The 23,982-nt window shown below is 36.4% G+C and carries 17 protein-coding genes; 6 read left to right on the forward strand and 11 right to left on the reverse strand.

What is annotated here, in order from left to right; translation table 11 throughout:
• Window positions 1-51: 51 nt before the first annotated feature.
• Together M9C83_00740 and M9C83_00745 are read left to right on the forward strand one after the other, a co-directional pair.
• Window positions 52-786: a hypothetical protein gene (locus M9C83_00740; protein URQ66755.1), complete on the forward strand. Its 735-nt coding sequence runs from the start codon at window positions 52-54 to the stop codon at window positions 784-786.
• Window positions 783-3,251 (forward strand): S8 family serine peptidase, encoded by a 2,469-nt coding sequence (locus tag M9C83_00745; GenBank protein URQ66756.1) that lies wholly within the window; start codon window positions 783-785, stop codon window positions 3,249-3,251. Before M9C83_00740 ends, M9C83_00745 begins: the two co-directional genes overlap by 4 nt.
• Here the strand turns inward: M9C83_00745 and M9C83_00750 are convergent.
• The 4 genes from M9C83_00750 to M9C83_00765 form a co-directional block, all read right to left on the reverse strand.
• Window positions 3,243-4,382, reverse strand: coding sequence for a ferritin-like domain-containing protein (locus tag M9C83_00750; protein URQ66757.1), 1,140 nt, complete (start codon window positions 4,380-4,382; stop codon window positions 3,243-3,245). The two genes, M9C83_00745 and M9C83_00750, sit on opposite strands and share 9 nt — an antisense overlap.
• A 7-nt stretch (window positions 4,383-4,389) precedes the next feature.
• Entirely contained in the window at window positions 4,390-5,499 is a 1,110-nt protein-coding gene (locus M9C83_00755) for a ferritin-like domain-containing protein (protein URQ66758.1), read from the reverse strand.
• A gap of 81 nt (window positions 5,500-5,580) precedes the next feature.
• Window positions 5,581-7,338 carry a cobaltochelatase subunit CobT gene (locus M9C83_00760; protein ID URQ66759.1) on the reverse strand — a complete coding sequence of 586 codons (1,758 nt, stop codon included), beginning with the start codon at window positions 7,336-7,338 and terminating at the stop codon, window positions 5,581-5,583.
• A 9-nt stretch (window positions 7,339-7,347) separates the two neighbouring features.
• Window positions 7,348-8,331: an AAA family ATPase gene (locus M9C83_00765; protein ID URQ66760.1), complete on the reverse strand. Its 984-nt coding sequence runs from the start codon at window positions 8,329-8,331 to the stop codon at window positions 7,348-7,350.
• Window positions 8,332-8,411: 80 nt separating this feature from the next.
• Here M9C83_00765 and cysE point away from each other — a divergent pair, with 80 nt between their 5' ends.
• The 3 genes from cysE to M9C83_00780 are packed head-to-tail and all read left to right on the forward strand — an operon-like array spanning window position 8,412 to window position 10,962.
• Window positions 8,412-9,200, forward strand: a complete 789-nt coding sequence (gene cysE / locus M9C83_00770) for a serine O-acetyltransferase (GenBank protein URQ66761.1) — start codon at window positions 8,412-8,414, stop codon at window positions 9,198-9,200.
• Between the two features lie 9 nt (window positions 9,201-9,209).
• A complete protein-coding gene (locus tag M9C83_00775; protein ID URQ66762.1) occupies window positions 9,210-10,091 on the forward strand; it encodes a crotonase/enoyl-CoA hydratase family protein in 882 nt (293 codons plus the stop codon).
• Between the two features lies 1 nt (window position 10,092).
• Entirely contained in the window at window positions 10,093-10,962 is an 870-nt protein-coding gene (locus tag M9C83_00780; protein ID URQ66763.1) for an acyl-CoA thioesterase II, read from the forward strand.
• Window positions 10,963-10,985: 23 nt separating this feature from the next.
• Here M9C83_00780 and M9C83_00785 read toward each other — a convergent pair whose 3' ends face one another.
• The 4 genes from M9C83_00785 to M9C83_00800 form a co-directional block, all read right to left on the reverse strand.
• Window positions 10,986-12,437: a glutamate synthase subunit beta gene (locus M9C83_00785; protein URQ66764.1), complete on the reverse strand. Its 1,452-nt coding sequence runs from the start codon at window positions 12,435-12,437 to the stop codon at window positions 10,986-10,988.
• Window positions 12,430-16,989 (reverse strand): glutamate synthase large subunit, encoded by a 4,560-nt coding sequence (gene gltB / locus M9C83_00790; GenBank protein ID URQ66765.1) that lies wholly within the window; start codon window positions 16,987-16,989, stop codon window positions 12,430-12,432. The genes M9C83_00785 and gltB overlap by 8 nt, the downstream gene beginning before the upstream one ends.
• A 107-nt stretch (window positions 16,990-17,096) precedes the next feature.
• A complete protein-coding gene (gene aroB, locus M9C83_00795) occupies window positions 17,097-18,170 on the reverse strand; it encodes a 3-dehydroquinate synthase (GenBank protein ID URQ66766.1) in 1,074 nt (357 codons plus the stop codon).
• Complete coding sequence (locus tag M9C83_00800; protein ID URQ66767.1) at window positions 18,167-18,664, reverse strand: shikimate kinase; 498 nt, start codon at window positions 18,662-18,664, stop codon at window positions 18,167-18,169. The genes aroB and M9C83_00800 overlap by 4 nt, the downstream gene beginning before the upstream one ends.
• 107 nt (window positions 18,665-18,771) lie before the next feature.
• On the opposite strand from M9C83_00800, the gene M9C83_00805 reads away from it, so the two are divergent.
• Window positions 18,772-21,054, forward strand: a complete 2,283-nt coding sequence (locus tag M9C83_00805) for a PBP1A family penicillin-binding protein (GenBank protein URQ66768.1) — start codon at window positions 18,772-18,774, stop codon at window positions 21,052-21,054.
• Here M9C83_00805 and slmA read toward each other — a convergent pair.
• Genes slmA through M9C83_00820 form a run of 3 tightly spaced genes read right to left on the reverse strand, consistent with a single transcriptional unit; the run spans window position 21,047 to window position 23,874 of the window.
• Window positions 21,047-21,634 carry a nucleoid occlusion factor SlmA gene (gene slmA / locus M9C83_00810; GenBank protein URQ66769.1) on the reverse strand — a complete coding sequence of 196 codons (588 nt, stop codon included), beginning with the start codon at window positions 21,632-21,634 and terminating at the stop codon, window positions 21,047-21,049. The genes M9C83_00805 and slmA overlap by 8 nt on opposite strands.
• Window positions 21,635-21,643: 9 nt before the next feature.
• Window positions 21,644-22,507 carry an acetylglutamate kinase gene (argB, locus tag M9C83_00815; protein URQ66770.1) on the reverse strand — a complete coding sequence of 288 codons (864 nt, stop codon included), beginning with the start codon at window positions 22,505-22,507 and terminating at the stop codon, window positions 21,644-21,646.
• 2 nt (window positions 22,508-22,509) lie between these two features.
• Window positions 22,510-23,874 (reverse strand): phosphomannomutase/phosphoglucomutase, encoded by a 1,365-nt coding sequence (locus tag M9C83_00820; protein URQ66771.1) that lies wholly within the window; start codon window positions 23,872-23,874, stop codon window positions 22,510-22,512.
• Window positions 23,875-23,982 lie beyond the last annotated feature (108 nt).

Raw genomic sequence — 23,982 nt, forward strand, 5'->3', positions numbered from 1 at the left:
GTTAGTATAAGCGTGGTTATTATTATAAAGGGGAAATTAGTAGGTTTGTAAATGGATATAAGACAGATAGTTATGGTCTCGGCTAAAAGAGATCCAGTTGTTAATAATCTATGTGAGTTGTTTGAATGCGAAGTGGCTTTTAATGATCCCGGAGTTAGCCATTTTGGTCTTGAAAATGCCGTTATACCTATAGGAACAGACTTTTTAGAGGTAGTTAGTCCGAAAGAAGAAAACACAACAGCCGGGAGGTTCTTGGACAAGAGAAATGGCGATGGCGGTTACATGATTATAATTCAAGTAGATAATTTTAAGGATTCAAAAGGCTTAGTAGAAAAGAATAATATAGAGGTTGTTTGGGAAACAGATTTACCCGAAGCAAAAGCTATACATCTTCATCCTAAACAAATGGGAGGGGCAATACTTTCTCTTGACTGGATGAATCCTAAAGAAAGTTGGAAATGGGCTGGACCGGAGTGGACAAGTTATATATCTGGACCTATATCAGGTGTAGATGGAGTCCAAATTCAGTCTGATAATCCTGAGGCCATGTTTCAAGACTGGCTCGATGTTTTAGGTAATCCCAAATCAAGTAAAGAAAAGTTAAAAATATTTTTAGATGATACCTGGTTAGAATTCATTCTGGATAGTGATGGAAGAGGTCCTGGGATCTCAGCTTTTAGCTTGAAGTCAAAAGATCACGATATAATTTACAGAAGAGCTGCAGAATTAGGTTTTGTAAGTGAAGGCATAATTTGTTTAGGCGGATTAAAATTCTATCTAGTATGAAGAAAAGTATTTCATACTTTTTTATGATTTTTCTCCTGTCTTGTGGGGGTGGCGGCGGTGGCAGTTCGAGTTCTCCGATTCCCCAAACTTCCACTGGTAGCGAAAGTTCTCAAAGTACAAATACGTCCTCCTCTTCAGCTTCCGCAACAATAACTACTAGTTCTTATAATCCTAATCTACCTACTTCAGGCTCAATTTCGCTTACCGGCAATTTTGACGCAGATAAAATGACCTATGAAGACTCCTCAGAATATAGTGATCAATATGGTTTAGGTTTAATCAAGGCATCATCTGCTTATGCGAGAGGAGCTACAGGAAGAGGTGCAATTATAGGTATCATGGATTCTGGCGTTGATATTTCTCACCAAGAGTTAAACAGCCCCAATAAACTTTTACCGGAAAGTTATTTAGTCTATCCAGATAGATCACCAACAACTGATGAAAAACGACATGGTTCTCATGTTGCAGGTATCGCCTTGGGTGAAAGGGATGGATCTGGAATACATGGAGTTGCATTTGATGCTCAGTTATTTTTTATCTCCATAGAACTAGGAACTGCAGGTGACACTTATGATCCTGCAACTATTGATTCGTCAGTGGACTATACAGGAATCGATAATAGTTGGTCTCAACTTGAAGCTGAGTTTGTTTCCAAGGAGGTGACAGTTGTAAACGGAAGTTTTGGCTATCAAGGGAATATAAATGACTATACCGAAGAGAATATAAGGCAAGCATTTCCAAAAACCATTGAAGTATTAGCACAATCACAAAAAGCGGATGAAAATAAAACAATTTTTGTTTGGGCGGCTGGAAATGGTGGCAACTATGCAGATCAAGGAGTTGATTATTCAAGTCCAGAGGTATTCGGAGGTTTGGCATACCTTTTACCGGAGCTAAGGGGAAATACCGCTGCAGTCGTTTCTGTCGATGAGGATGGCTCTATAAGTAGCTTTTCTAATAGGTGTGGTGTTGCACAAGATTATTGTTTAGCAGCTCCTGGAAATTCTATCTTAAGTGTATATGCTCAAGATGAACCCACAATTGATTCTTATGGAAGAGCAAGTGGTACTTCAATGGCAGCACCTCATGTTTCAGGCGGAATAGCTCTTCTCGCTGATTATTTTGATGGACAGTTAGGTAATACAGAAATACTACAAAGACTTTTTACTACAGCAAATAAATCAGGTATCTATTCTATCTCAGAGATTTATGGTCAGGGTCTAATGGATTTAGATGCTGCAACAAAACCAGTAGGTACTGCAATGATCGCCACGGCTGGTGCATCCCTTTCTGCCTTAAATCTCAAAGAAGAGGGAAGTTATATAGGTATAGTTGGCCCTGCGTTTGGTAACATTATCTCTAAAAAATTAAGTCAGTTATCTTATGTAGTTTTTGATGAATTAGGTGCCCCTTTTGAAAGATCTTTCAATGATCGCATACTTAATAACATTCCTAATATAAATTGGTTGACATCTTTTCAACTCAATCCAAGTAGAAGGGTTTATGAGAGATCAATTGCTACTAAAAATGGTTTTGTCCAATTAGGCATTAATGATGGCTACTTCCATGAACATAATGTTCTATCTTTGTGGGCTGATACTGAGAATAAATTAGCCTACTTTTCATTTGAACAAAGATTTACCCAAAATAGTAAATTATTTTTTGGCAGCGGAACAAGTCCCAATACATATCTTTCATCAAAAAAAGGCTTCAAATATAGAGGAATTCCTTTTTTGGAGTATTCTTCTGATGGATCTTATTTTGGTATGGATATCGATATACCTTCAAAAAAATCTGTGCTTTTTTCATTTTTTCAAGGCTCTCATCGAGATGGTAAAAGATTCGTAAATCAAATAGGAGATAGCAAAGGTATTCTTTTAGAGGTAAGAGATTATAAAGAAATGTCTTCAATCTCATATCAACTAGGGCTCACTACAAATAATACAAATTTATTAGGTATATCTTCAGAAGGAGGTTTTGGACAGGCTGATAAATCTTTAACTTCTTTTATTGGAGTTGACTTCTTAACTAGTGTGAAAGACTTTTGTTTTAAAAGTTCATTTCACGCAGGTATGACTTCTTCAACTTTCAATAAAATGGGAATGATAGAAGATATAGAGGACACATACTTTTCGTCTTTTGATATAGGAATTTACAAAGACAATATATTTACTAACTCAGATTCATTGGGCGTGGAAGTGAATCAACCTCTGAGGTCAGAACGAGCTAATATTAATTTCTCTCTTCCTGTTGGCAGAACAAAGGATAGACAGATAGTATTTCAAAACCTTAATCTAGATTTAACTCCTTCAGGAAGACAAATAAATTCTCAACTAGTTTATAACGCGAAAAGTTCTAACTTCTCCTTCTTTGGAAAGATAGGTTTAGTGTCTAACGAATTTCATCAAAAAGAAAACAGAGTGAAGCCATACTTTCAGTTCGATGTTGAATTAAGCTTAGAATAATCCCTGAGCTGCATGAGCAGCCAATTCTTTCTCAGATTGCTGGTCTATTTCCTTTGACGACTCTAGTGGTTTATTAAGTTCTGCCCAATCAATTTCAAATTCACTATCTGCATCCATATATGAAGTAAGGTTAAGCTTTTCATAAAGCGGAAGTACTTTGTCAGTCAGAAGACCAATTCTTTTCAGGTTTGGCATAACTCTGCTGAATAAGAGATTTGTAAACATATCTTGTGTTTCATCATTGATTATCATTTCTCTAATTTCTTCTTCACTTATATTAAACCACCTTGCGGGCAATTCAGTATTGATGATTCGATCTCTCATAACTACACAGGCTTCATAAGCAAACATTGCCCTATCTTCAACCTCTTCTTCTGAAAGAGTGCTTAAGAAATCTTCAAGATAATTCACTCCAAAGGTAACGTGTCTCGCTTCGTCTCTAATGACATAATGCACCAGTTGTCTAAGCAAGGGGCAATTTGAAGTTTCTTTAGTTGTTTGAAAAGCTGCTAGCGCCAATCCTTCGATTATTATTTGCATGCCAATGAATTTAAGGTCCCATCTTGGATCCGAAAGTATTTTATCGATCAAGGATTTCAGATTTTTATTGATAGGATATTCAATTCCAGTTACTTCCTTTAAATATCTAGCAAAAACTTCAACATGTCTCGCTTCATCAAAAGTTTGCGAAGCTGCATAAAGTTTAGCTTGGTAAGTTGGAGCACAAGATACTAGTTGTGAGGCAACTAATAATGCACCTTGCTCACCATGAAGAAATTGACTCAATGACCAGGCACTATCATGTCGCATATATTCTATTCGCTCATCTTCAGGTAATGCAGCAAGAGGGCCTTCCATTCTAGCTATCAGCTCCGCTTTCAGTGGAGGTTCATCTTTTTTTATGGCTTTCGACCAGTCTAGGTCAATAGAGCCATCCCAATTTAGTTTCTTACCTAATTCATATAATTTCTTTATACGGGTATCAGCATCAGTATAGTCCCAATTGTAGTGTCCAATTAAGGGTGTATTGAATATTTCGACGACGTCTTCAATATTTTCTTCACTGAAACTTTCTGGCAGATCAAACTCTCTGGGATCTACAGGGGGATTTTCAACAACTTTTATTTTCATATCGTAATTAAGCAGTTTTGGAGGAATAATCTAGGGGTTGAGATAATTCATCCCAATCAATACTTCCATTATCCTCGAGATCTTGGAATTGTAGAATATCCATCTCTTCGTATTTTTCTAACGTCTTATCTGTTAATAAACCTATTCTTTTTAGATTTGGCATGATCTTAGAAAATAATAGATTATTAAAAAGTCTTGATGTTTCAGATTGATTCAGAACTTGCTGTGCCTCTTCAACATTCCATCCGTAATGTTTCATGACGTTATCAGATCCAAATCTATTTCTCATAACCACACATGCCTCATAAGCAAAATCGGCTCTATCTTCTTTCTCTTCATCAGATAATGTATCTACAAATTCTTCTAGATAATTCACACCAAATGTTACATGTCTAGCTTCATCTCTAATTACTAGGTAAAAGAGGTCTTTGAGTAATGGGTCCATCGCAGCAGCTCTTTGTCTTTCAAATGCAGCGAGAGCAAGTCCTTCAATAATAATTTGCATTCCAATGAATTTGAGATCCCATCTTGGATCAGAAAGTATTTTGTCTAGAAGCAATTTGAGTCCTGGCATAACTGGATAACTCCATCCAATTCTCTCTTGAAGGTACTTATTAAAGACTTCAACATGGCGTGCCTCATCAAAAGTTTGGGAAGCTGCATAAAGCTTAGCATTATATGTAGGTGCGCATGAGACCAGCTGAGAAGCTACTAGCAAAGCTCCTTGTTCGCCATGGACGATTTGACTCAAACTACTTGCTAATAAATGCCATGAACACTCAATTTTTTTTTCTTCAGGGAGATCATCATAAGGTTTGAAACCTTTGAGCTGTTGAAATTCAGGATTAGTTGCCCATTGAGTGTGAGGATAAGGGTCATTTGACCAATCTAGATCTAAAGTTGCATTCCAATTTAATTTTTTACCGAGTTCATAAAGCTTTTTGAGGCGATTATCTGCATGAGTATAGTCCCAATTATAAGTCCCTGTTAAAGGCGTTTGAAAAATCTCAACAATATCTTCTACATCTTTTGGTTCGAGTTTATTTTCAAGATCATCGTCATGATTATCAAAGTACCTGATATCTGATGGACAGTTTTCAACTTTTGTTATTCGCATTTTTATTCCCTAAAATTTTATATAGTTTACATCAAATCAAACAAAACTGCTTTTATTGCAACACATGAAAAGTAAAATTCTTTAATCTACTTTAAAAAGATCTGTCAACTGTTCTAACATTGCTCCGCCAAGCTCTTCAGCCCTATGAATGGTTACAGCATTTTTATAGTAACGAGTTACGTCATGACCAATACCGATTGCTATTAAATTAATATCTGATTTTGTTTCGATAGAATGTATTACTTGTCTTAAATGAAGATCTAAGAAATTAGTTGGATTAGTTGATAAGGTGCTATCGTCTACCGGAGCTCCATCAGAAATCACCATGAGTATCTTTCTCTGTTCAGTTCTTCTTGCGAGTCTATCATGTGCCCAAATTAGCGCCTCTCCATCAACATTTTCTTTTAGTAAACCTTCCCTTAGCATTAATCCAAAGTTTTTTTGTCCTCTTCTCCACGGTGTATCAGCCGATTTGAAAATAATATGTCTTATATCATTTAACCTTCCTGGATTTTCTGGCTTACCATTTTCCATCCACAATTTTCTACTCTCTCCTCCCTTCCACTGCTTAGTTGTGAAGCCTAAAACCTCAGTCTTTACGTTACAACGCTCTAGAGTAGTGCTTATTATGTCGGCACAAATTGCCGCTACTGTCATGGATCTACCTCTCATTGAACCCGAACTGTCTACCAGAAGAGAAACGCTAGTATCTCGGAATTCAGTATCCTTCTCTATTTTGTAAGTTAAGGGGGTAAGAGGATCGGTAATAATTTTATGTAAACGTGCTGAGTCTAACATTCCTTCTTCTTTATTAAATTCCCAAGATCTATTTTGTTGAGCCATTAAAAATCTTTGTAATCTGTGAGCTAGTTTAGAGATTGTAGTCTTACTAGGACCCATAAGTTGATCAAGATGTTTTCTAAGTCTCTGTAGCTCTTCAGGGCTACATAAATCCTCTGCCTTAATTTCTTCATCAAAATTTCTTGTATAGACTTTATATGAGAATGTTGAAGTCTGACCTACAAGAGATTCAAGCCATGATTGATTAGTCATGATCTCCTGATTTTCATCTACAATTGCATCTTCATCTATGTCCCCAGAATCCGCATCTGTCTCTTCATCACCTTCTTGGTTATCTAGTTCTGGTGAACTCTCAGATTCCTGTGATTCTTCATCTTCTCCGCTTTCAGAAGCTGATTCTTCTTCTTGTTCATTCTCATCTTCTAAATCACTTTCTTCTTGTTCACTTTCTTCTTGATCAATATTTAGATTATTTAAAAAGTCTTCAGCAATCTCTTGAAATTTAGATTGATCATTCAGTGATTCTTTTAATTTATCTTTCAACTCTGTTTCTTGATTATCAAAAACCTTACCCCAATATTTCAGAAATAAACTGGAACTATTTGATTCAATATTTGGAAGGCACAAATTTCTTAGCCAAGTTTCTAGAGCAATTTCTAGATGATCTTCGTGATTTTCAAAGCTTTCATATAATTTACATTTATCATCAAATTTGGATTTGATGTTTGTTGCTATACCTGGATAGTTAATCGACCCAAGTATTTCTACCCGTGAGTCCTCCATGACTTTAATTAGAGAACTTACTTTTTCGTTGCTTGCGGTAATTCTGACCGATTTATCTCTATATTTTTCTACACAAGCAAGTGAATCAGCTTTTCCTCTGTAAGCTGATAACTCTTTAAGAGTTTTAGGTGGATGAGGCAGTGAAGAGCCCATTCCTCCAAGATTAATTTCTAATTCTTTGTTGCCTGATATTGCTCTAGTCGCTGCTGTAACGGCTTCTTTTATGGTCTCTGACTGAGAGCTTTTTGATGCCATGTTGGCTACTTAAACCTTTTCTATTTCTTCAGCAATAGAATCTGCGGTTTCAGAATCAAAACACCTTTGGTAGTATTCTGCAATTATAACCCTCTCGGTTTCATCACATTTATTAAGAAAGGTTATTTCAAAGGACTTATTAAGATCACTAAAGATTTTAAAATTTTCTGCCCAACTAATTACTGTCCTTGGAGACATTAAAGTTGATATATCTCCATTTGCAAAACCTTGCCTAGACAGATTAGCTACAGAAATCATATTTCTTCCAACCTCTAGACCTTCTTTATTATCCAGACTAGGTACTTTTGATAGAACAACCTTTAATTCTAGTTCCGGATCAAGGTAATTTAGGGTTGAAACGATATGCCATCTGTCCATCTGCCCCTGATTTATCTGTTGTGTTCCATGATAAAGACCTGATGTATCACCCAAGCCTACGGTGTTTGCTGTTGCAAATAATCTAAATCCAGGATGGGGAGAGATAACTTTATTTTGATCTAGTAAAGTTAATTTACCCTCTACTTCTAAAACTCTTTGTATAACAAACATTACATCAGGTCGTCCTGCATCATATTCATCGAAAACTAGTGCAGTTGGCGTTTGAAGAGCCCATGGAAGAATACCTTCTTTAAATTCAGTTATCTGTTTTCCATCTTTTAAGGTTATTGCATCTTTGCCTAGTAAATCAATTCTGCTTATATGGCTGTCTAAATTTACTCTGATACATGGCCAATTCAGCCTGGCAGCTACTTGCTCAATGTGAGTTGATTTACCTGATCCATGATAACCTTGAATCATTACTCTTCGGTTATGAGAAAACCCTGCAAGTATCGCTAAAGTAGTATTTTTATCGAATTTATAAGATTCATCGATACTAGGAACGTATTCATTTGATTCTTTAAAGGCCATTACCTTAAGATCAATATCTATATCAAATGTTTCTCTTACATCTATTTCTAGATCCGGTATTTCTTTATCGGTTTTTTTATTCATGTTTAATTAATTATAGGGAGGCGCCCATTATCCTGATTTGAACCGTTTCAGCAATACTTAGGCTGAAGTACAATAGTCATATGAAAGATAAGGAATCCATAGAAAATATTTGGAACACGATTCAAGATGAGACGCAAAAGAGAGTTAAAGCAGAACCTGTACTAGCAAGTTTTTTTCATACGACCATATTAGAGCATAGCTCCTTTTCTGCAGCGATTGCAGATCTAATTGCAAATGATCTTGGAAGCAGTTCAGTCCAACCTATGATGCTTAGAAGCGTAATTAAGGATGCAATTAATTCAGGTGAAGAAATTCTTGAAGGAACTATGACAGATCTTATTGCAGCAAAGGAGAAAGATCCTTCCTGCAAATATCTGTCTGAGCCACTGCTGTTTTTTAAGGGATTTAAGTCTTTGCAATCCCACAGAGTGGCTAGCTGGTTGTGGGAAAATTCACGACATACTCTAGCTCATTATTTTCAAAGCAGAACTTCTGAAGTTTATGGAGTTGATATACACCCAGCAGCTAAATTAGGTAAGGGAATAATGATAGATCATGGTACTGGAGTTGTTATAGGAGAAACCTCTGTGATTAAGGATAATGTCTCAATTTTCCAAGGGGTCACTTTAGGAGGCACTGGTAAAGAAACAGGAGATAGACATCCCAAGGTAATGGAAGGCGTTCTTTTGAGTGCCTCTTCTACAGTGTTAGGAAATGTAAAGATTGGGCGTAATGCTAAAATAGCTGCAGGGAGTGTCGTCCTCGAGGACGTGAAGGAGGGCACAACAGTTGCAGGTGTTCCGGCAAAAGAGGTAAGTCAAGCGGTAGATAATGTACCTGCAGATGACATCGATCATTTAATCGAATAGGAAGCATGTATGAAATATGAAACTATAAAATATGAAGTAGAGAGCAACATTTTGACTCTCACCTTGAACCGTCCTGAAAAACTAAATGCTTTTACAGGTCAGATGATGGATGAATTAATATCTGCATTTGATGAAGCAGGGAGAGATGACGATGTAAGAGTGATAATTGTTACTGGTGAAGGCAGAGGATTTTGTGCAGGAGCTGATCTATCTTCTGGATCTAATACTTTTAATAGAGATGTTAGAAATAATAAGGGTGATGAGATCGATCACAAAAAAAATCCAGAATGGATGAGGGACGGTGGTGGAAGGACTACTTTATCAATATTTGACTGTCCAAAACCTATCATAGCTGCAATTAATGGCCCCGCTGTTGGAGTAGGTGTGACCATGACTTTACCAATGGATATAAGGCTTGCTAGTGAGGATGCTAAGTTTGGATTTGTTTTTGCTAGAAGAGGTTTAGTGCCTGAGGCTGCTTCAAGTTGGTTTCTGCCACGCTTAGTAGGCATAAGCAAAGCATTAGAATGGACATACTCTGGTAAGGTTTTTAGTGCTTTAGAGGCTAAACAAGGAGGCTTAGTCCGTTCTATCCATAGTCCTGATGAACTTCTTGAAGAAGCGAGGTCGATAGCAAATGAAATTATTCATAATACTTCATCGATATCAGTTTCTCTAACAAGACAGATGTTATGGAAGATGTTAGGAGCAGACCATCCTATGGAGGCTCACAAAGTTGATTCAAGGTTTATATATGAATTAGGTAGAGGAGATGATGCTAAAGAAGGTGTCAACTCTTTTCTTGAAAAGAGATCACCTAACTTCCCCAACAAAGTTTCTAAAGATATGCCAGAACATTACCCTTGGTGGGAAGAAAAGAAATTTACTTAGTATGCAAAAAAAAGCCTTAAAAAAATTAATAAAGTTATTAGATCTTGAGACCTTAGAAGAGAACCTTTTTAGGGGCCAAAGTGAGAACATAGGTGGCCCCAGAGTTTTTGGTGGCCAAGTAATCGGACAGGCACTGACGGCCGCAGCCAGAACAGTACCTGAGAAGAGATATACTCACTCTTTGCATGCTTATTTTCTTCGTCCGGGTGATATGGAGTATCCAATTATCTATGATGTGGAAAGAACACGTGATGGAGGAAGTTTTACAACGCGACGTGTAGTAGCTATCCAGAAAGGTGAACCTATATTTGATATGGCATTGTCTTTTCATAAAAAAGAGAAGGGTCCATCTCATCAAATAAACATGGAAGATATTCCCGGTCCAAAAGAATGTGTCAGTGAATTAGAGATCAAAAAGAAAATGATCGATAAAGTACCAGCTAAGTATAGAGATTTCTTTCTTAGGGAAAAGCCAATTGAAATGAGACATTTGCCGGGTGAAAGTATGTTTGATGAACCAAAAAATAAACTTCCCTATAAACATGTATGGATGAAAGCAGTTGGAAAACTTCCAGATGATGCTTTGCAACACCAAGCTATATTGGCATATGCATCTGATATGGGACTTCTTAGCACTTCCATGAATCCACATAAACTTAGCTTTGCTAAAGGTAATGTAATGAGCGCAAGCTTAGACCATGCTATGTGGTTTCACCGACCTTTTAGAGCTGATGAATGGATGTTGTATTCCACTGATAGCCCGAGCGCAAGCAATGCAAGAGGTTTCAATAGAGGAAGTGTTTATACTGAAAAAGGCATTTTGGTTGCTTCAGCGGTTCAAGAAGGTCTAATGCGAGTTGTGAAGAAGTAGTATTTCTCCGAAAGAGCAGACTTTTACTTAAGCGTTGTAGACCCCATTAGATGTCGATCAATTTCTCGAGCTGCGGCCCTGCCTTCATTTATTGCCCAAACTACCAGAGATTGTCCTCTTCTACAGTCGCCGGCAGCAAATACTTTTGGATTAGATGTTTGGTGAACATTATGTTCAGCTTTGTAATTAGATCTTTCATCTAGCTGGATATCTAAATTGTGTACCGAATATTCCTCTGGACCTAGAAACCCCATAGCAAGCAGAATTAGATCCGCTTCCCATTCTTTTTCAGTACCTGGGATTTCTTGAAAATTTTTATCAACTTCAACAGTCTTGATTCCTATTAGTGTTCCATCTTTATTTCTTAAGAATTCTTTCCCTGATATTGAATAGACTCTGGGATCATCACCATATATCTCTTTAGATTCTTCATGGCCGTAATCAACCTTATATATTCTTGGGAACAAAGGCCAAGGATTATTATCTGCTCGTTCTTTCGGAGGTTCAGGCATGATTTCAAAATTTATTAAAGATTTACATCCATGTCTCAAAGAAGTCCCTATACAGTCCGTACCTGTGTCTCCACCACCTATTACAATGACATTTTTATCTTTTGCAGATATGAAATTGCCATCATCATGTTCGGAGTCTAATAAACTCTTAGTATTCTTTCGCAAGAAATCCATTGCAAAGTGAACTCCGGCACCTTCTCTTTCTGGAATGGGCAAATCTCTTGGATTAGTAGCTCCAGTTGCCATTAAGACGATGTCATTTGACTCATCAAGCTCTTTGACACTGACAGAGTTTTCTCCTTTTCCTCCCACGTCTGCATTTGTAAAGAACTCTATGCCCTCCATTTCCATTATTTCTAGTCTTTGATCGATTATAGATTTATCAAGCTTCATATTAGGAATGCCATACATCATGAGACCGCCTATACGATCTGCTCTTTCATAAACTTTTACATTATGACCAACACTATTGAGTTGTTGAGCCGCAGATAGTCCTGCGGGGCCTGAACCAACTATAGCAACTGACTTTCCAGTTCTATTTTGGGGAATTTGTGGTTTTAGCCAACCGTTTTGAAAACCCTTATCTGCTATAGCAAATTCTAAATTCTTAATTGCTACAGGACTTTCTGTAATACCCAGAACACATGCCCCTTCGCAAACAGCTGGACAAACTCTTCCAGTAACTTCGGGAAAATTATTTGTTAACATTAATTTATCAAAGGCTTCTTCCCATTTGTTTTGATAGACAAGGTCATTCCACTCTGGAATGAGGTTATAAACAGGACACCCTTCACCGGATTGGCAAAAAGGAACCCCACAATCCATGCATCTAGCACCTTGAACGGCAAGCTTTTCATCATCATGATCGGTATAGATTTCTTTAAAATCTAAGACCCTTTCTTTTGCTGGACGGTAAGGCTCTACCGCCCTAGAGAATTCTTTAAATCCAGTAGTTTTACCCATTGCTTTGTTGTTTTGTTTTCATTTCATTTAGAACACGTTTGTAATCCGTTGGCATAACTTTTACGAATTTTTTAGAGGCATTTTCCCAATTTTTAAGGATATTTTCTGCAACAGTCGATTCGGTATATTTATTATGTTTTAGAATTAAACCTTTAAGGTCAGATAAGTCTTCTTCCAATAGAGGCTCTAATTCAAAAGTTTCATTATTACATTTCTTCTCAAAGTCACCTTCATCATCAAAAATATAAGCTATTCCTCCGCTCATTCCGGCACCAAAATTCCTTCCAGTTGGACCTAAAATAACAGCTTTACCTCCTGTCATATACTCACATCCATGATCTCCAATTCCTTCTACAACTACTGAAGCACCACTATTTCTTACGCAGAACCTTTCCGCAGCTATGCCTCTAAAATAAGCTTCACCTTCGGTTGCTCCATAAAGGGCTACATTGCCAAGAAGAATATTCTCTTCGGCTTTAAATTTACTATTTTTAGGAGGATATATGATGAGTTTACCTCCGGAGAGCCCTTTGCCAACATAGTCATTAGCATCGCCTTCTAGCTTGAACGTAATTCCTTTAACTAGCCAAGCCGCAAAGCTTTGTCCAGCAGACCCATTAAAATTTATTTCTATCGTATCTTCGGAAAGATTATTGGTCTCCCAAACTTTAGCAACTTCGTTTGAAAGCATAGTTCCAACTGTTCTATTAATATTATTAATTTTGCTATTAAAGACAGTCTTCTTACCTTGTGTTATTGCATTTTTACATTTATTTATCAGAACATTATCCAAGGCTTTATCAAGACCATGATCTTGGCTTTGAGTATTATAGACTTCGGTATTTTCAAATATCTTTTGAGCAGGCTCAAGGATACCACTGAAATCAAGACCATTTCTTTTCCAGTGATCTATTGCTATGTCAGTTTCCAGACAATCAACTCTACCAATCATTTCATTGACAGTTTTGAAACCCATTTCTGCCATTATCATCCGTAAATCTTTGGCCACCATGAAAAGATAATTCACTACATGTTCAGGCTTGCCTTTGAATTTTTTTCTCAATTCCTCGTCTTGTGTTGCTATGCCAACTGGACATGTGTTGAGGTGACATTTTCTCATCATTATGCAACCTAAAGTAACTAAAGGAGCAGTTGCAAATCCGAATTCTTCTGCTCCTAGAAGTGCGGCAATGGCTACATCTCTTCCAGTTTTAATTTGCCCATCTGTTTGGAGAACAACTCTTGAGCGTAAGTTGTTCATAACCAAGGTTTGATGAGTTTCAGCTACACCTAATTCCCAAGGAAGTCCTGCGTGCTTTATGGATGTAAGAGGAGAAGCACCCGTTCCTCCATCATGACCTGCTATGACAAGATGATCAGTTTTAGCTTTCACAACACCAGAGGCAATAGTTCCAACTCCTACTTCTGAAACTAACTTCACGCTTATTCTGGAACTTCTATTAGCATTTTTTAAATCATGGATTAATTGGGCTATGTCTTCTATAGAATAAATATCATGATGTGGAGGAGGGCTGATTAAACCTACTCCAGGAGTTGAATGTCTAATCTTGGCTATATATTCATCAACTTTTTTACCTGGTAATTCTCCACCTTCACCAGGTTTGGCCCCTTGCGATATTTTTATTTGTAACTCATCTGAATTGGTTAGATATCTCATCGTTACACCAAACCTACCTGAAGCGACTTGCTTAATTGCTGATCTTTTAGAAACACCTGATTCATCGGGCGTGAACCTGATTGGATCTTCACCACCTTCGCCAGTATTAGACTTTCCGCCTAATTTATTCATAGCTATTGCCAATGACTCATGAGATTCAGTAGAAATCGAACCTAAGCTCATTGCACCCGTTGCAAACCTTTTTACTATTTCCTTTTCACTCTCAACTTCATCTATATTTATTGGATCTTGAGTACTTTTAAATTTTAAGAGGCCTCTTAGTGAGCTTTGTTTTGTAGAAACTTCATTTGCATGTTTTGCGAAAGCCCAATAAGCATCTTCATCATTAGTTCGAGCAGCCAGTTGCAAGGATGAGATGGTTTTCGGGTCCCACATATGAGCATCTCCACCATTTCTCCAATGAAAGTCTCCTGGATTAGGAAGTGTAGCAACATTAATTTTTTCTTCTGGGTACCCTAGATCATGTCTTCTTTTCTGTTCGTCGAATAATGCTTCAAAACTTATACCTCCGACCCTGCTTGCTGTTCCAGGAAATGATTTATCTATGATTTCATTAGATAGACCAACAGCTTCAAATATTTGTGCACCCTTATAGGAGTGGAGAGTAGATATTCCCATTTTTGCCATTACCTTAAGGATTCCCTTTTTTGTTCCTTTCTTATAGGCGTTTACTATTTGTTCGTTGTTTTTCAAAGTTGCATCTTTTAGAGTACCGTCCTCCAAGGATTGAAATATCGCCTCAAATGCTAGGTATGGATTTATAGCATCTGCTCCATAACCAAAAAGCAAACAATGATGATGCACCTCTCTTGCTTCCCCAGTTTCTACGACAATACCTATTTTTGTTCTAAGTTGGTTTTTTATAAGGTGATGATGAACTGAAGAGCATGACAATAGTGAGCTAAGAGATATTCTTGATTTGGACACTCCCTTGTCAGATAACACTACAAAAGAATAGCCTTGTTCAATGGCACTCTCTGCTTCCTGACACACCTCATCAAGCCTCGATAGCATACCTTTTAAGCCATCCTTTTTTTGATAGGTTAGATCTATAGTTTTAGTTTTCCAATTACCAATAGAGATTTCCTTTATAGAACTCAATTCTTTATTAGACAGAATTGGATTAACAACTCTTAACCTTTTTACATTGTTTTTATCGTTTTCTAGAAGATTCCCTTCAGGGCCTATTAAGCACTCCAGAGACATTATTACTTCTTCTCTGATTGAATCTATAGCTGGATTAGTAACTTGTGCAAACAACTGTTTAAAGTAATCGAATAGCAGTCTAGGTTTATCAGAAAGGCAAGCCAATGCAGCATCATTTCCCATTGACCCTAGAGGATCTCTTAATTCTGAAACAAGAGGTAAAAGCATGAATTGCATGGTCTCTGTCGTATATCCAAAAGCTCTCATCCTCTCGATGAGATTATTTTCTACACTATCTTTGACCGATTGGCCATTGAGGTTTTCCAGCTCAACTATGGACTGATTCCAATCTATGTAGTCATGTTGATTTGCAATGTCTTTCTTAATAGTTTCATCAGGAATCATCTCACCCTTTTCAAAATCAATAAGAAACATCTTACCTGGCTGCAACCTACCTTTTTTAACTACTTTTTTTGGATCAACTGGCAACACCCCAACCTCTGATGCCATAATGACTTTATCATCATCGGTCAGATAAAATCTGCTTGGTCTTAAACCATTTCTGTCTAAAACTGCTCCAACTTTTTTTCCATCAGTAAAGACGATAGAGGCAGGCCCATCCCAAGGTTCAATCATAGATGAACTATATTGGTAGAATGCTTTTTTTTGATCTGACATATTCACATCTGATTGCCATGCTTCCGGGATCATCATCATGACTGATTCTTGTAAACTTCTTCCAGACAGCAGTAGGAACTCTAGGACATTATCAAAGCTACCTGAATCAGTGCAGTCTAGTTCTGTGATAGGAAAAAGTTTTTCTATTTCTTTGCCAAATAAGTCACTCTCAACAGTTCCTTGCCTTGCTTTCATGGCATTCATATTACCTCTGAGGGTATTGATTTCACCGTTATGACACATGTATCTATTTGGTTGAGCTCTATCCCATGACGGAAAAGTATTTGTACTGAACCTTGAGTGCACCATAGCTAAATGAGTTTCAAAACTTTTATTTTCTAAATCAGGATAGAAAGGAAAAAGTTGAGAGGGAGTTAGCATTCCCTTATAAACCATTATTGTTGTTGACAAGCTGCATATATAAAAAAGTTTTGCTTCTTTAAGTTCTTCTGAGTTTCGAATTAAGTTACTGATTCTTTTCCTAATTAAGTAGAGTTTTCTATCAAATTCATCCTGGCTAATGCCCTCTGAACATTGAATGAAAAGTTGTTTGATATGTGGTTGTGCGCCTTTGGCAGCGGGACCCACATTGGCTTCTTCCGGATTTACAGGAACCTCTCTCCAACCTAAGCAGATTTGATTTTCTTCTTTTATGATAGATTCTGTTTTTTTAATACAGAATTCTCTTTCACCTTCATCTGTTGGTAAAAATATATTCCCAACTGCATATTTACCTATTTCAGGGAGGTTTATTTTAATTTTTTTGGCTTCTGCTCTAAAAAAACTATCTGGTAATGCCATAAGTATTCCAGCTCCATCGCCTGTATTTTCTTCAAACCCACATCCACCCCTATGATCCATTTGAGAATTCACATGAAAAGCATCATCCATTATTTCTCTTGATGGAATACCCTTAATATTGGCGACTAATCCGACACCGCAAGAATCTTTTTCAAATTGTGGGTCATACAATCCCTTTTTTTTGGGGAAACCAAACCTGTACTTGTCTTTAAGTCTAAAATTTTTCATATTTTGTGGGTTGTGGACCCTCAGCTGACTTATTAGCAAAAAAGTTATTACTGAGAGTTGCGCAGGAGCGTAATTGTACCTTTTGTTAAACGATCTGGGAAGTTAGCCTAGGTCAATTTAATTGATTCGATAATATCGGATTCTTCTATATCGGATAAGATTTGTGCCTCTCCTATGGAGCTAAGCAAGATAAAATTAAGATTATCGCCTTTCTTTTTTTTATCTGCTGACATAAGTTTAATCAAATTTTTTGGATGAAATTCCGTTTTTAATAGTTCCTCAGTCAGAATAGATTGAACAAGGTGCTTAATCTTATCTTTTTCCACTTTTTCGAGATTTAGTATTTTTTGAGATAAATTTGTAGCCATAACCATTCCCATTGCAACAGCCTCGCCATGAGAAAATTTCTTATAGTTCCCGTAGACTTCAATGGCATGTCCAAAAGTATGACCAAAGTTAAGCCATTTTCTGATTCCTTGCTCGGTTTCATCTTGTGAGACTACTTCTGCTTTTATCTCGATGGATTTAGAAATAGCCTGTAGGAGTTTTACATCATTACCCTCTAAAAGGTCTTCTATATTTTCTTCTAACCATTTGAAAAAGGTTTTATCTTTTATTAAGGCATGTTTGATAATCTCTGCCAGACCTTCTCTAATTCTGACCTTTTCTAGACTTTTTAAAAGTTTAGTATCGGTAAATACCTTCGAAGGCTGATGAAAAGCTCCAATCATATTCTTTCCTTTAGGATGGTTTATGGCTGTTTTCCCACCAACCGAAGCATCAACTTGAGATAGTAGGGTTGAGGGAATAAGAACAAAGTCGACTCCCCTAAGATAGGTAGCAGCTGCAAATCCTGTCATATCACAAATTATACCTCCTCCAAGAGCAAACAGGATGCAGTCTCTACTATAGCTTTGCTCAATGAGCACATCATGAATGATAGACAATGTAGCACTAGACTTATTTTCTTCATTTGCTTCTATGGTCAATTCAGAATACTTCGATGATATATTTGATAGGCTTATCTGAAGCCCCTTTTTAACTGATTCATCGATTTTTGAATCAATAACTAATAGTATTTCTTTATTTGAAAACTCTTTAAAATTATTCTCATTGAGGATATCTGTTCCCATTAAAACCGTATAATTTCTAGAGTCTGTATTTATCTTTATTTCTTTCATTTTGTTAACTTTAAAACAATTAGATCTACCGTTTCATTTGGGTCATTTGTTTCTTTTATAGTTATATCACTGCAAGCTTCGTAGATTGGATTTCGTATCTCTGCAATTTTTCTTAGTGTCTTTTCTTTGTTAGCCCGGTAAAGAAGTGGCCTATCTTGATCATTAATAGTTCTCTCTAATTGAGTTTGAATACTTATTTCCAAGTATATTACTGTACCTTTATTTAATAATTCTCTATTTTCTTCTCTTAAAACTATACCGCCGCCGGTTGAAATAACACAATTTTCTTTATTAGTTAGATTACTTAAAGTCTCGTACTCTCTGTCTCTAAATTTCTCCTCACCTTCGACATCAAAAATCCAAGATATTTTTGCTCCAGCCTTGTTCTCAATTTCATTATCTGTATCAAAAAATTCTAGGCCTAACTTTTTAGAAAGTTTTCTGCCTACAGTAGACTTTCCTGAAGCCATAGAGCCGATAATTATTAGCCTCATTAGGTTATTATAACTCCTAGATGTGGCTTAAATTAAAAACATACTTCATTTTGTTCACGTACAGCTTATATGGAAAGGTCTTTCTTATATTTCTATGTATTTCTGTAATGTCCTTATCAAGTTTGAATATATATATTGATAGCAAGTTGCCAAATGAACAAACCATTAGGGATATAGAACTTCAGATACCTCTCAAAATTTTTTCTTCAGATGGGAAATTAATAGGTGAGTTTGGAGAACAAAGAAGAACGGCTTTAAATTTTAATGACATACCAAATCATTATGTAAATGCTGTATTAGCAGCAGAGGATGATAATTTTTTCTCTCATTCTGGAGTGAGTTATTCCGGACTTCTTAGGTCTCTTTATAGGCTTGCAGTTTCAGGGCAAATTCAAGGAGGAGGAAGCACTATAACAATGCAGGTTGCTGGGAATTATTTAACAAGCAGAGATATAAGTCTTTACCGAAAAGTAAAAGATATATTTCTAGCCTATAGATTAGAAAAGACATACTCAAAAGAAGAAATTTTTGAGTTTTATGTGAATAGAATTTTCTTCGGAAATCGGGCCTACGGAATAGCTGCAGCCAGCGAAGTTTACTATGGCAAACCTTTATCAGATTTAAATTTAGCGCAATGGGCAATGATTGCTGCACTTCCTAAGGCCCCTTCTTCCATAAATCCTCTTGTTAACCCTAAAAGGGCATTAATAAGACGTAATTGGATTCTACAAAGAATGCTCGATTTAAAATACATTCATAAAGAACAGTTCAATATAGCAATTGAAGCGCCAATTAGTGCCAATTATTATGGACTAGTTTCAGAAGTCGAAGCACCTTATGTCGCTGAAGAAGTGAGGCGTTATATGATTCAGGAATACGGTTTAAAAGCATATTCTGAGGGACTTGAGGTTTATACAACTATTAATTCAAAATTCCAAAACAATGCTTCAGATGCTTTGCGATCAGGTTTAGAAGATTACGATAAAAGGCACGGTTTTCGTGAACCAGAAAATATATTTGACCTCTTTCCTGAAAATTTTTTTCAGTATTCGAAAGCAGAAAAGATTTACAAAGCAGAAGAAGCTTTAAACAAAGAATCCAGGGATTTAGAAGATAAATCGGATATATCTAATGTTTTCCAATACTTAGAGACATTTACTGAAAATAAAGGACGTTTCATAGGAGTTGTAATTGATAATTCAAAGGACCTAGAAGTTCTTACAAAATATGGTAATTTTATTTCCATTAGGTGGAATGAAGATTTAAAGTGGGCCCGACCTTACATTTCCGAAAATAGAAGAGGTGCGAGACCTCGATCCTTTTTAGACATTGTAAAACCAGGCGATTTAGTTTGGCTGTCTAAAGATAGCATAACTAAAACTATTTCTCTTACACAGATTCCTGAGGCACAAAGTGCATTAATTTCGATTGATCCAAAATCAGGTTCAATTCTTGCCTTAGTCGGAGGATATGATTTTTTCTTAAGTAAATTCAATAGGGTAGAGCAAGCCTCTCCATTGCTGGGTTCAAATTTTAAGCCATTTTTATACGCAGCTGCTTTTTCAAATGGATTTACAGCTTCTTCCCTCATCAATGATGCGCCTATTATATTTGAAGATGAGGCTTTGGAAGAAAAATGGAGACCAAGGAATGCTAGTGGTAAGTTCTATGGACCGACAAGACTTCGTGAAGGTTTACTGCAAAGCAGAAACCTTGTATCGGTTAGATTATTAAGGGAGTTGGGGGTTGATAAAGTAAGAAGTTTTGCCGAAAAATTTGGATTTGATAAGCAAAGATTGCCAGCAGATCTTTCTTTATCTTTAGGAACTGCATCATTAAATCCTTTATCGAATGCAGTTGCTTATTCAGTGTTTGCAAATGAAGGAAAAAAGGTAGAACCTTATTTGATCTCTAAGATTTTAGATAGATCAGGCGAGATTTTGTTTGAAAAAATTATACAAGAACCACAACAAGTTATTGATCCAAGGGTAGCTTTTTTGATCAACGATATCTTAAAAGAAGCCGCAGTTAGAGGGACAGCTAGAAAAATTTCTGAACTACAAAGAAAAGATTTTGCTGGTAAAACTGGTACAACAAACGAAGCTGAAAGTACATGGTTTACTGGATATAATGATCAAATCGTCACTTCCGTTTGGGTTGGGTTTGATCAGCCCAAAAGCTTAGGAGACCGAGAGTTCGGCTCATCCATAGCCTTACCTATTTGGCTGAATTATAAAAAACAAATAATAGATGAAATACCCATGTCTTCTGTACTTCCTCCTGAGGGTCTATCAATAGTTAAAATTGACAGGGATTCAGGTAAATTGGCAAATGAGCTAACTAATGAACCGATGTTTGAATATTTTCTTGAAGAGAGCATCCCTAATTAGTTTCTAACGATACGATTAGAAATTCAAATTGGTCATCGATCCTCTTTGAGGGAGATTCAGTAAAGCCAGATCTTACAAACTGTTGAATTATTCCTTCAGAACAAGCTAACAAAAGATTTGCGGCAGATGCAGTGGGTAGCCTGAGTTTCTTTTTTGTTTCTTGTTCGTATTTTTGTAGGTTTTGTTTTATGAGTAACTCTACTTTAGCCATCATTTGCTTTATTCTTTCGTCCAGACTTGTTTCATCTACTGAAAATGCTTCTCTAGTCAGTAGTCTAGCTAAGCCGGGGTTCTTCTCGCTGAAGGTCACCAATAAAATAAGTATTTTTTTTACTTTTCCAAGTTCATCCCCTTCGGCAGAATTAATGCTGTTGATGAGATCAAAAATATTTTGTTCACAAAAGTCTACTAGGCCTGAATAAATCTTCTTCTTGCTAGGAAAATGCCTGTAGATTGCTGCTTCAGTAATTTCACATTCAGCCGCTAGAAGGGATGTTGTGATTTTTACGGGCCCTTTTTCACCAAGCATTTTAGCAAGGCTTTGCATGATATCTAATTGGCGCGGTTTAAGCTGACTCATAATTTGGATTTAGCTTATCATAGTTCCTACGCCCTCTTCAGTTAGTACTTCTAGTAAAACTGCATGCGGAACTCTTCCATCAATTATATGACAAGTTTTTACACCTCTCTTCTTGGCATTAAGGGCAGCCCTAAGTTTTGGAGTCATTCCGCCTTTTATATATTCTTCTTTGAGTATTCTTTGACCTTTCTGCAAAGAGATTTTAGAAATAAGTTGATTTTTAGAATCTCCAATCCCTTTAACATCTGTTAAGAGTATAAGTTTTTCTGCATCAAGAGCTATCGCAACCTCACCTGCTACAACATCAGCGTTTATATTTAAGTATTTATGCTGCCTTGATATCCCGATAGGGGCTATGACTGGGATAGAACCTTTTTCTATTGTTTTTTTGAGATCACGAGTTTTTATATTATTTACTTTTCCAACATAACCTAAATCAATGCTGCCTTGGCTCACTTCTTTTGATGCTCTAATAATTTGATACTTAGTATGGTTAAAAGATATTGCATTGCCACCAAACTTTTTTATTAATTTCACAATCTCATTATTAATTTTTATCCCGAGGACTTTTTTCACGACAGTCATGGCAGATTTAGTTGTAATCCTAAGTCCACCAATGAACTCTGAGTCAACACCTGCCTTAGCCAGCTCATTATCAATTTGAGGGCCCCCTCCATGCACAATTACAGGTTTCATTCCTACTAATTTCATGAGAGCTATATCTCTTGTAAAACTGTTTTTAAGTGACTCATCTATCATGGCAGCGCCGCCATACTTAATAACAATTACTTTATCTTTAAACTTTCTTATATAAGGAAGGCCTTCAGTTAAAACTGAGGCAATATTCTCTGCCTGTATTCTAGTAATGGTCATTATTAAAATTTATTTATATTTGGTTTTATTCTCTTTAATCCTATGTAAAAAATCTCTTTTATCTTATTTAAATCATCATTTGTTTCAGCTTCAAATCTCAATACTAGACAAGGTGAAGTATTAGAAGGTCTCAGTAATCCCCAGCCTTTTTCAAATTCAACTCTAATACCATCTATGTTTACTATTTTAGCGTCACTAAAATTAGAATTTTCTATAAATGTTTTTACTATTTGAAATTTTTCTTCGTCTGCAGCAGGTATATTTATTTCTGGAGTTGAAAGCATGTTAGGAACAGTTACAAATGGATCATCTTGTTCAGAATTTGCAATTATTTCTAACATTCTGGCACCAGCATATATCCCATCATCAAATCCTGGCCATCTATCATTAAAGAAAATATGACCACTCATTTCGCCACCCAGTAAAGCATCTGTTTCCCTTATTTTCTGTTTTATAAAAGTATGACCAGTCTTGCAGATCAAGGGCTTTCCTTTAAGCTTTTCAATTTCATCCGAAAGTAGTTTGGAGCACTTAACATCAAAAACAATCTTGGCATTTGGACTGGATTGAATGATTTGTCTCGAAAACATTATCATCTGTCTATCAGGAAAGATCATTTCTCCTTTTGGAGAAATTACACCTAATCTATCGGCATCTCCATCAAAAGCCAGTCCCACCGAGCATTTATTCTCTTTTACACTTTTAATGAGATCCTCCATATTTTCTAACTTGGATGGATCAGGATGATGATTTGGGAAGGAACCATCAAGTTCTCCATATAACTCTATTACATTGCAACCTAATCTTTCATATACATCTTTCGCCACAACACCTGCTGCACCATTACCACAATCTATTGAGATATTTATATTTTTATTTAACTTAATGCTTTCCAATATTCTTTTTATATAGGTCTCCTTTATTTCTTCTTTCTTTGTTATCCCTTTTCCCACTATAAAATTTTCTTCTAAGATCCTCTGCTTAAGATTCAAGATTTCTTCGCTAGATGTCGAATGATTATTAAAAACAATTTTGAATCCATTGTAGTTTCCTGGATTATGACTGCCAGTTATTACGACACCACTTGACGTGTTTAATTCATAGGTCGAGTGATAGAACATTGGACTTGTAACTATGCCAATATCAATCACATTACAGCCAGTAGACATTATTCCTGAAGAGAGCCAATCGTAAATTTCAGGACTTGAAAGTCTTGCGTCTCTTCCAATGATGAATTCTTGGATATTTCTATCAATTGCTTCTGAGCCCAAAGCTCTGCCAAGACTTTGAACTACTTCTGGGGTTAAGTCTTCATAGGCTATACCTCTAATATCATTCGCCCTAAATATGTTTTGGTTTATCTCCACTTTGTAATTATATATTCTGAATAATCCATTTACTCTACATAAAATAATTTATATCGATAGAATATAAAAAAAATAAAGGAATTTGATTTGGATCTCTCAAAAATAACT

The sequence above is a fragment of the SAR86 cluster bacterium genome, from assembly GCA_023703575.1.
Lineage (GTDB): Bacteria > Pseudomonadota > Gammaproteobacteria > Magnimaribacterales > Magnimaribacteraceae > Magnimaribacter.

Excerpts from the sequence above, each read along its gene's own strand:
- M9C83_00800 (URQ66767.1), bottom strand. The coding sequence starts at position 18,664 with ATGAGGCTAATAATTATCGGCTCTATGGCTTCAGGAAAGTCTACTGTA.
- M9C83_00750 (URQ66757.1), bottom strand. The coding sequence starts at position 4,382 with ATGAAAATAAAAGTTGTTGAAAATCCCCCTGTAGATCCCAGAGAGTTT.
- M9C83_00745 (URQ66756.1), top strand. The coding sequence starts at position 783 with ATGAAGAAAAGTATTTCATACTTTTTTATGATTTTTCTCCTGTCTTGT.
- M9C83_00805 (URQ66768.1), top strand. The coding sequence starts at position 18,772 with ATGTCCTTATCAAGTTTGAATATATATATTGATAGCAAGTTGCCAAAT.
- M9C83_00755 (URQ66758.1), bottom strand. The coding sequence starts at position 5,499 with ATGCGAATAACAAAAGTTGAAAACTGTCCATCAGATATCAGGTACTTT.
- argB (URQ66770.1), bottom strand. The coding sequence starts at position 22,507 with ATGACCATTACTAGAATACAGGCAGAGAATATTGCCTCAGTTTTAACT.
- M9C83_00775 (URQ66762.1), top strand. The coding sequence starts at position 9,210 with ATGAAATATGAAACTATAAAATATGAAGTAGAGAGCAACATTTTGACT.
- M9C83_00760 (URQ66759.1), bottom strand. The coding sequence starts at position 7,338 with ATGGCATCAAAAAGCTCTCAGTCAGAGACCATAAAAGAAGCCGTTACA.
- M9C83_00785 (URQ66764.1), bottom strand. The coding sequence starts at position 12,437 with ATGGGTAAAACTACTGGATTTAAAGAATTCTCTAGGGCGGTAGAGCCT.
- M9C83_00780 (URQ66763.1), top strand. The coding sequence starts at position 10,093 with ATGCAAAAAAAAGCCTTAAAAAAATTAATAAAGTTATTAGATCTTGAG.
- aroB (URQ66766.1), bottom strand. The coding sequence starts at position 18,170 with ATGAAAGAAATAAAGATAAATACAGACTCTAGAAATTATACGGTTTTA.
- slmA (URQ66769.1), bottom strand. The coding sequence starts at position 21,634 with ATGAGTCAGCTTAAACCGCGCCAATTAGATATCATGCAAAGCCTTGCT.
- gltB (URQ66765.1), bottom strand. The coding sequence starts at position 16,989 with ATGAAAAATTTTAGACTTAAAGACAAGTACAGGTTTGGTTTCCCCAAA.
- M9C83_00765 (URQ66760.1), bottom strand. The coding sequence starts at position 8,331 with ATGAATAAAAAAACCGATAAAGAAATACCGGATCTAGAAATAGATGTA.
- M9C83_00740 (URQ66755.1), top strand. The coding sequence starts at position 52 with ATGGATATAAGACAGATAGTTATGGTCTCGGCTAAAAGAGATCCAGTT.
- cysE (URQ66761.1), top strand. The coding sequence starts at position 8,412 with ATGAAAGATAAGGAATCCATAGAAAATATTTGGAACACGATTCAAGAT.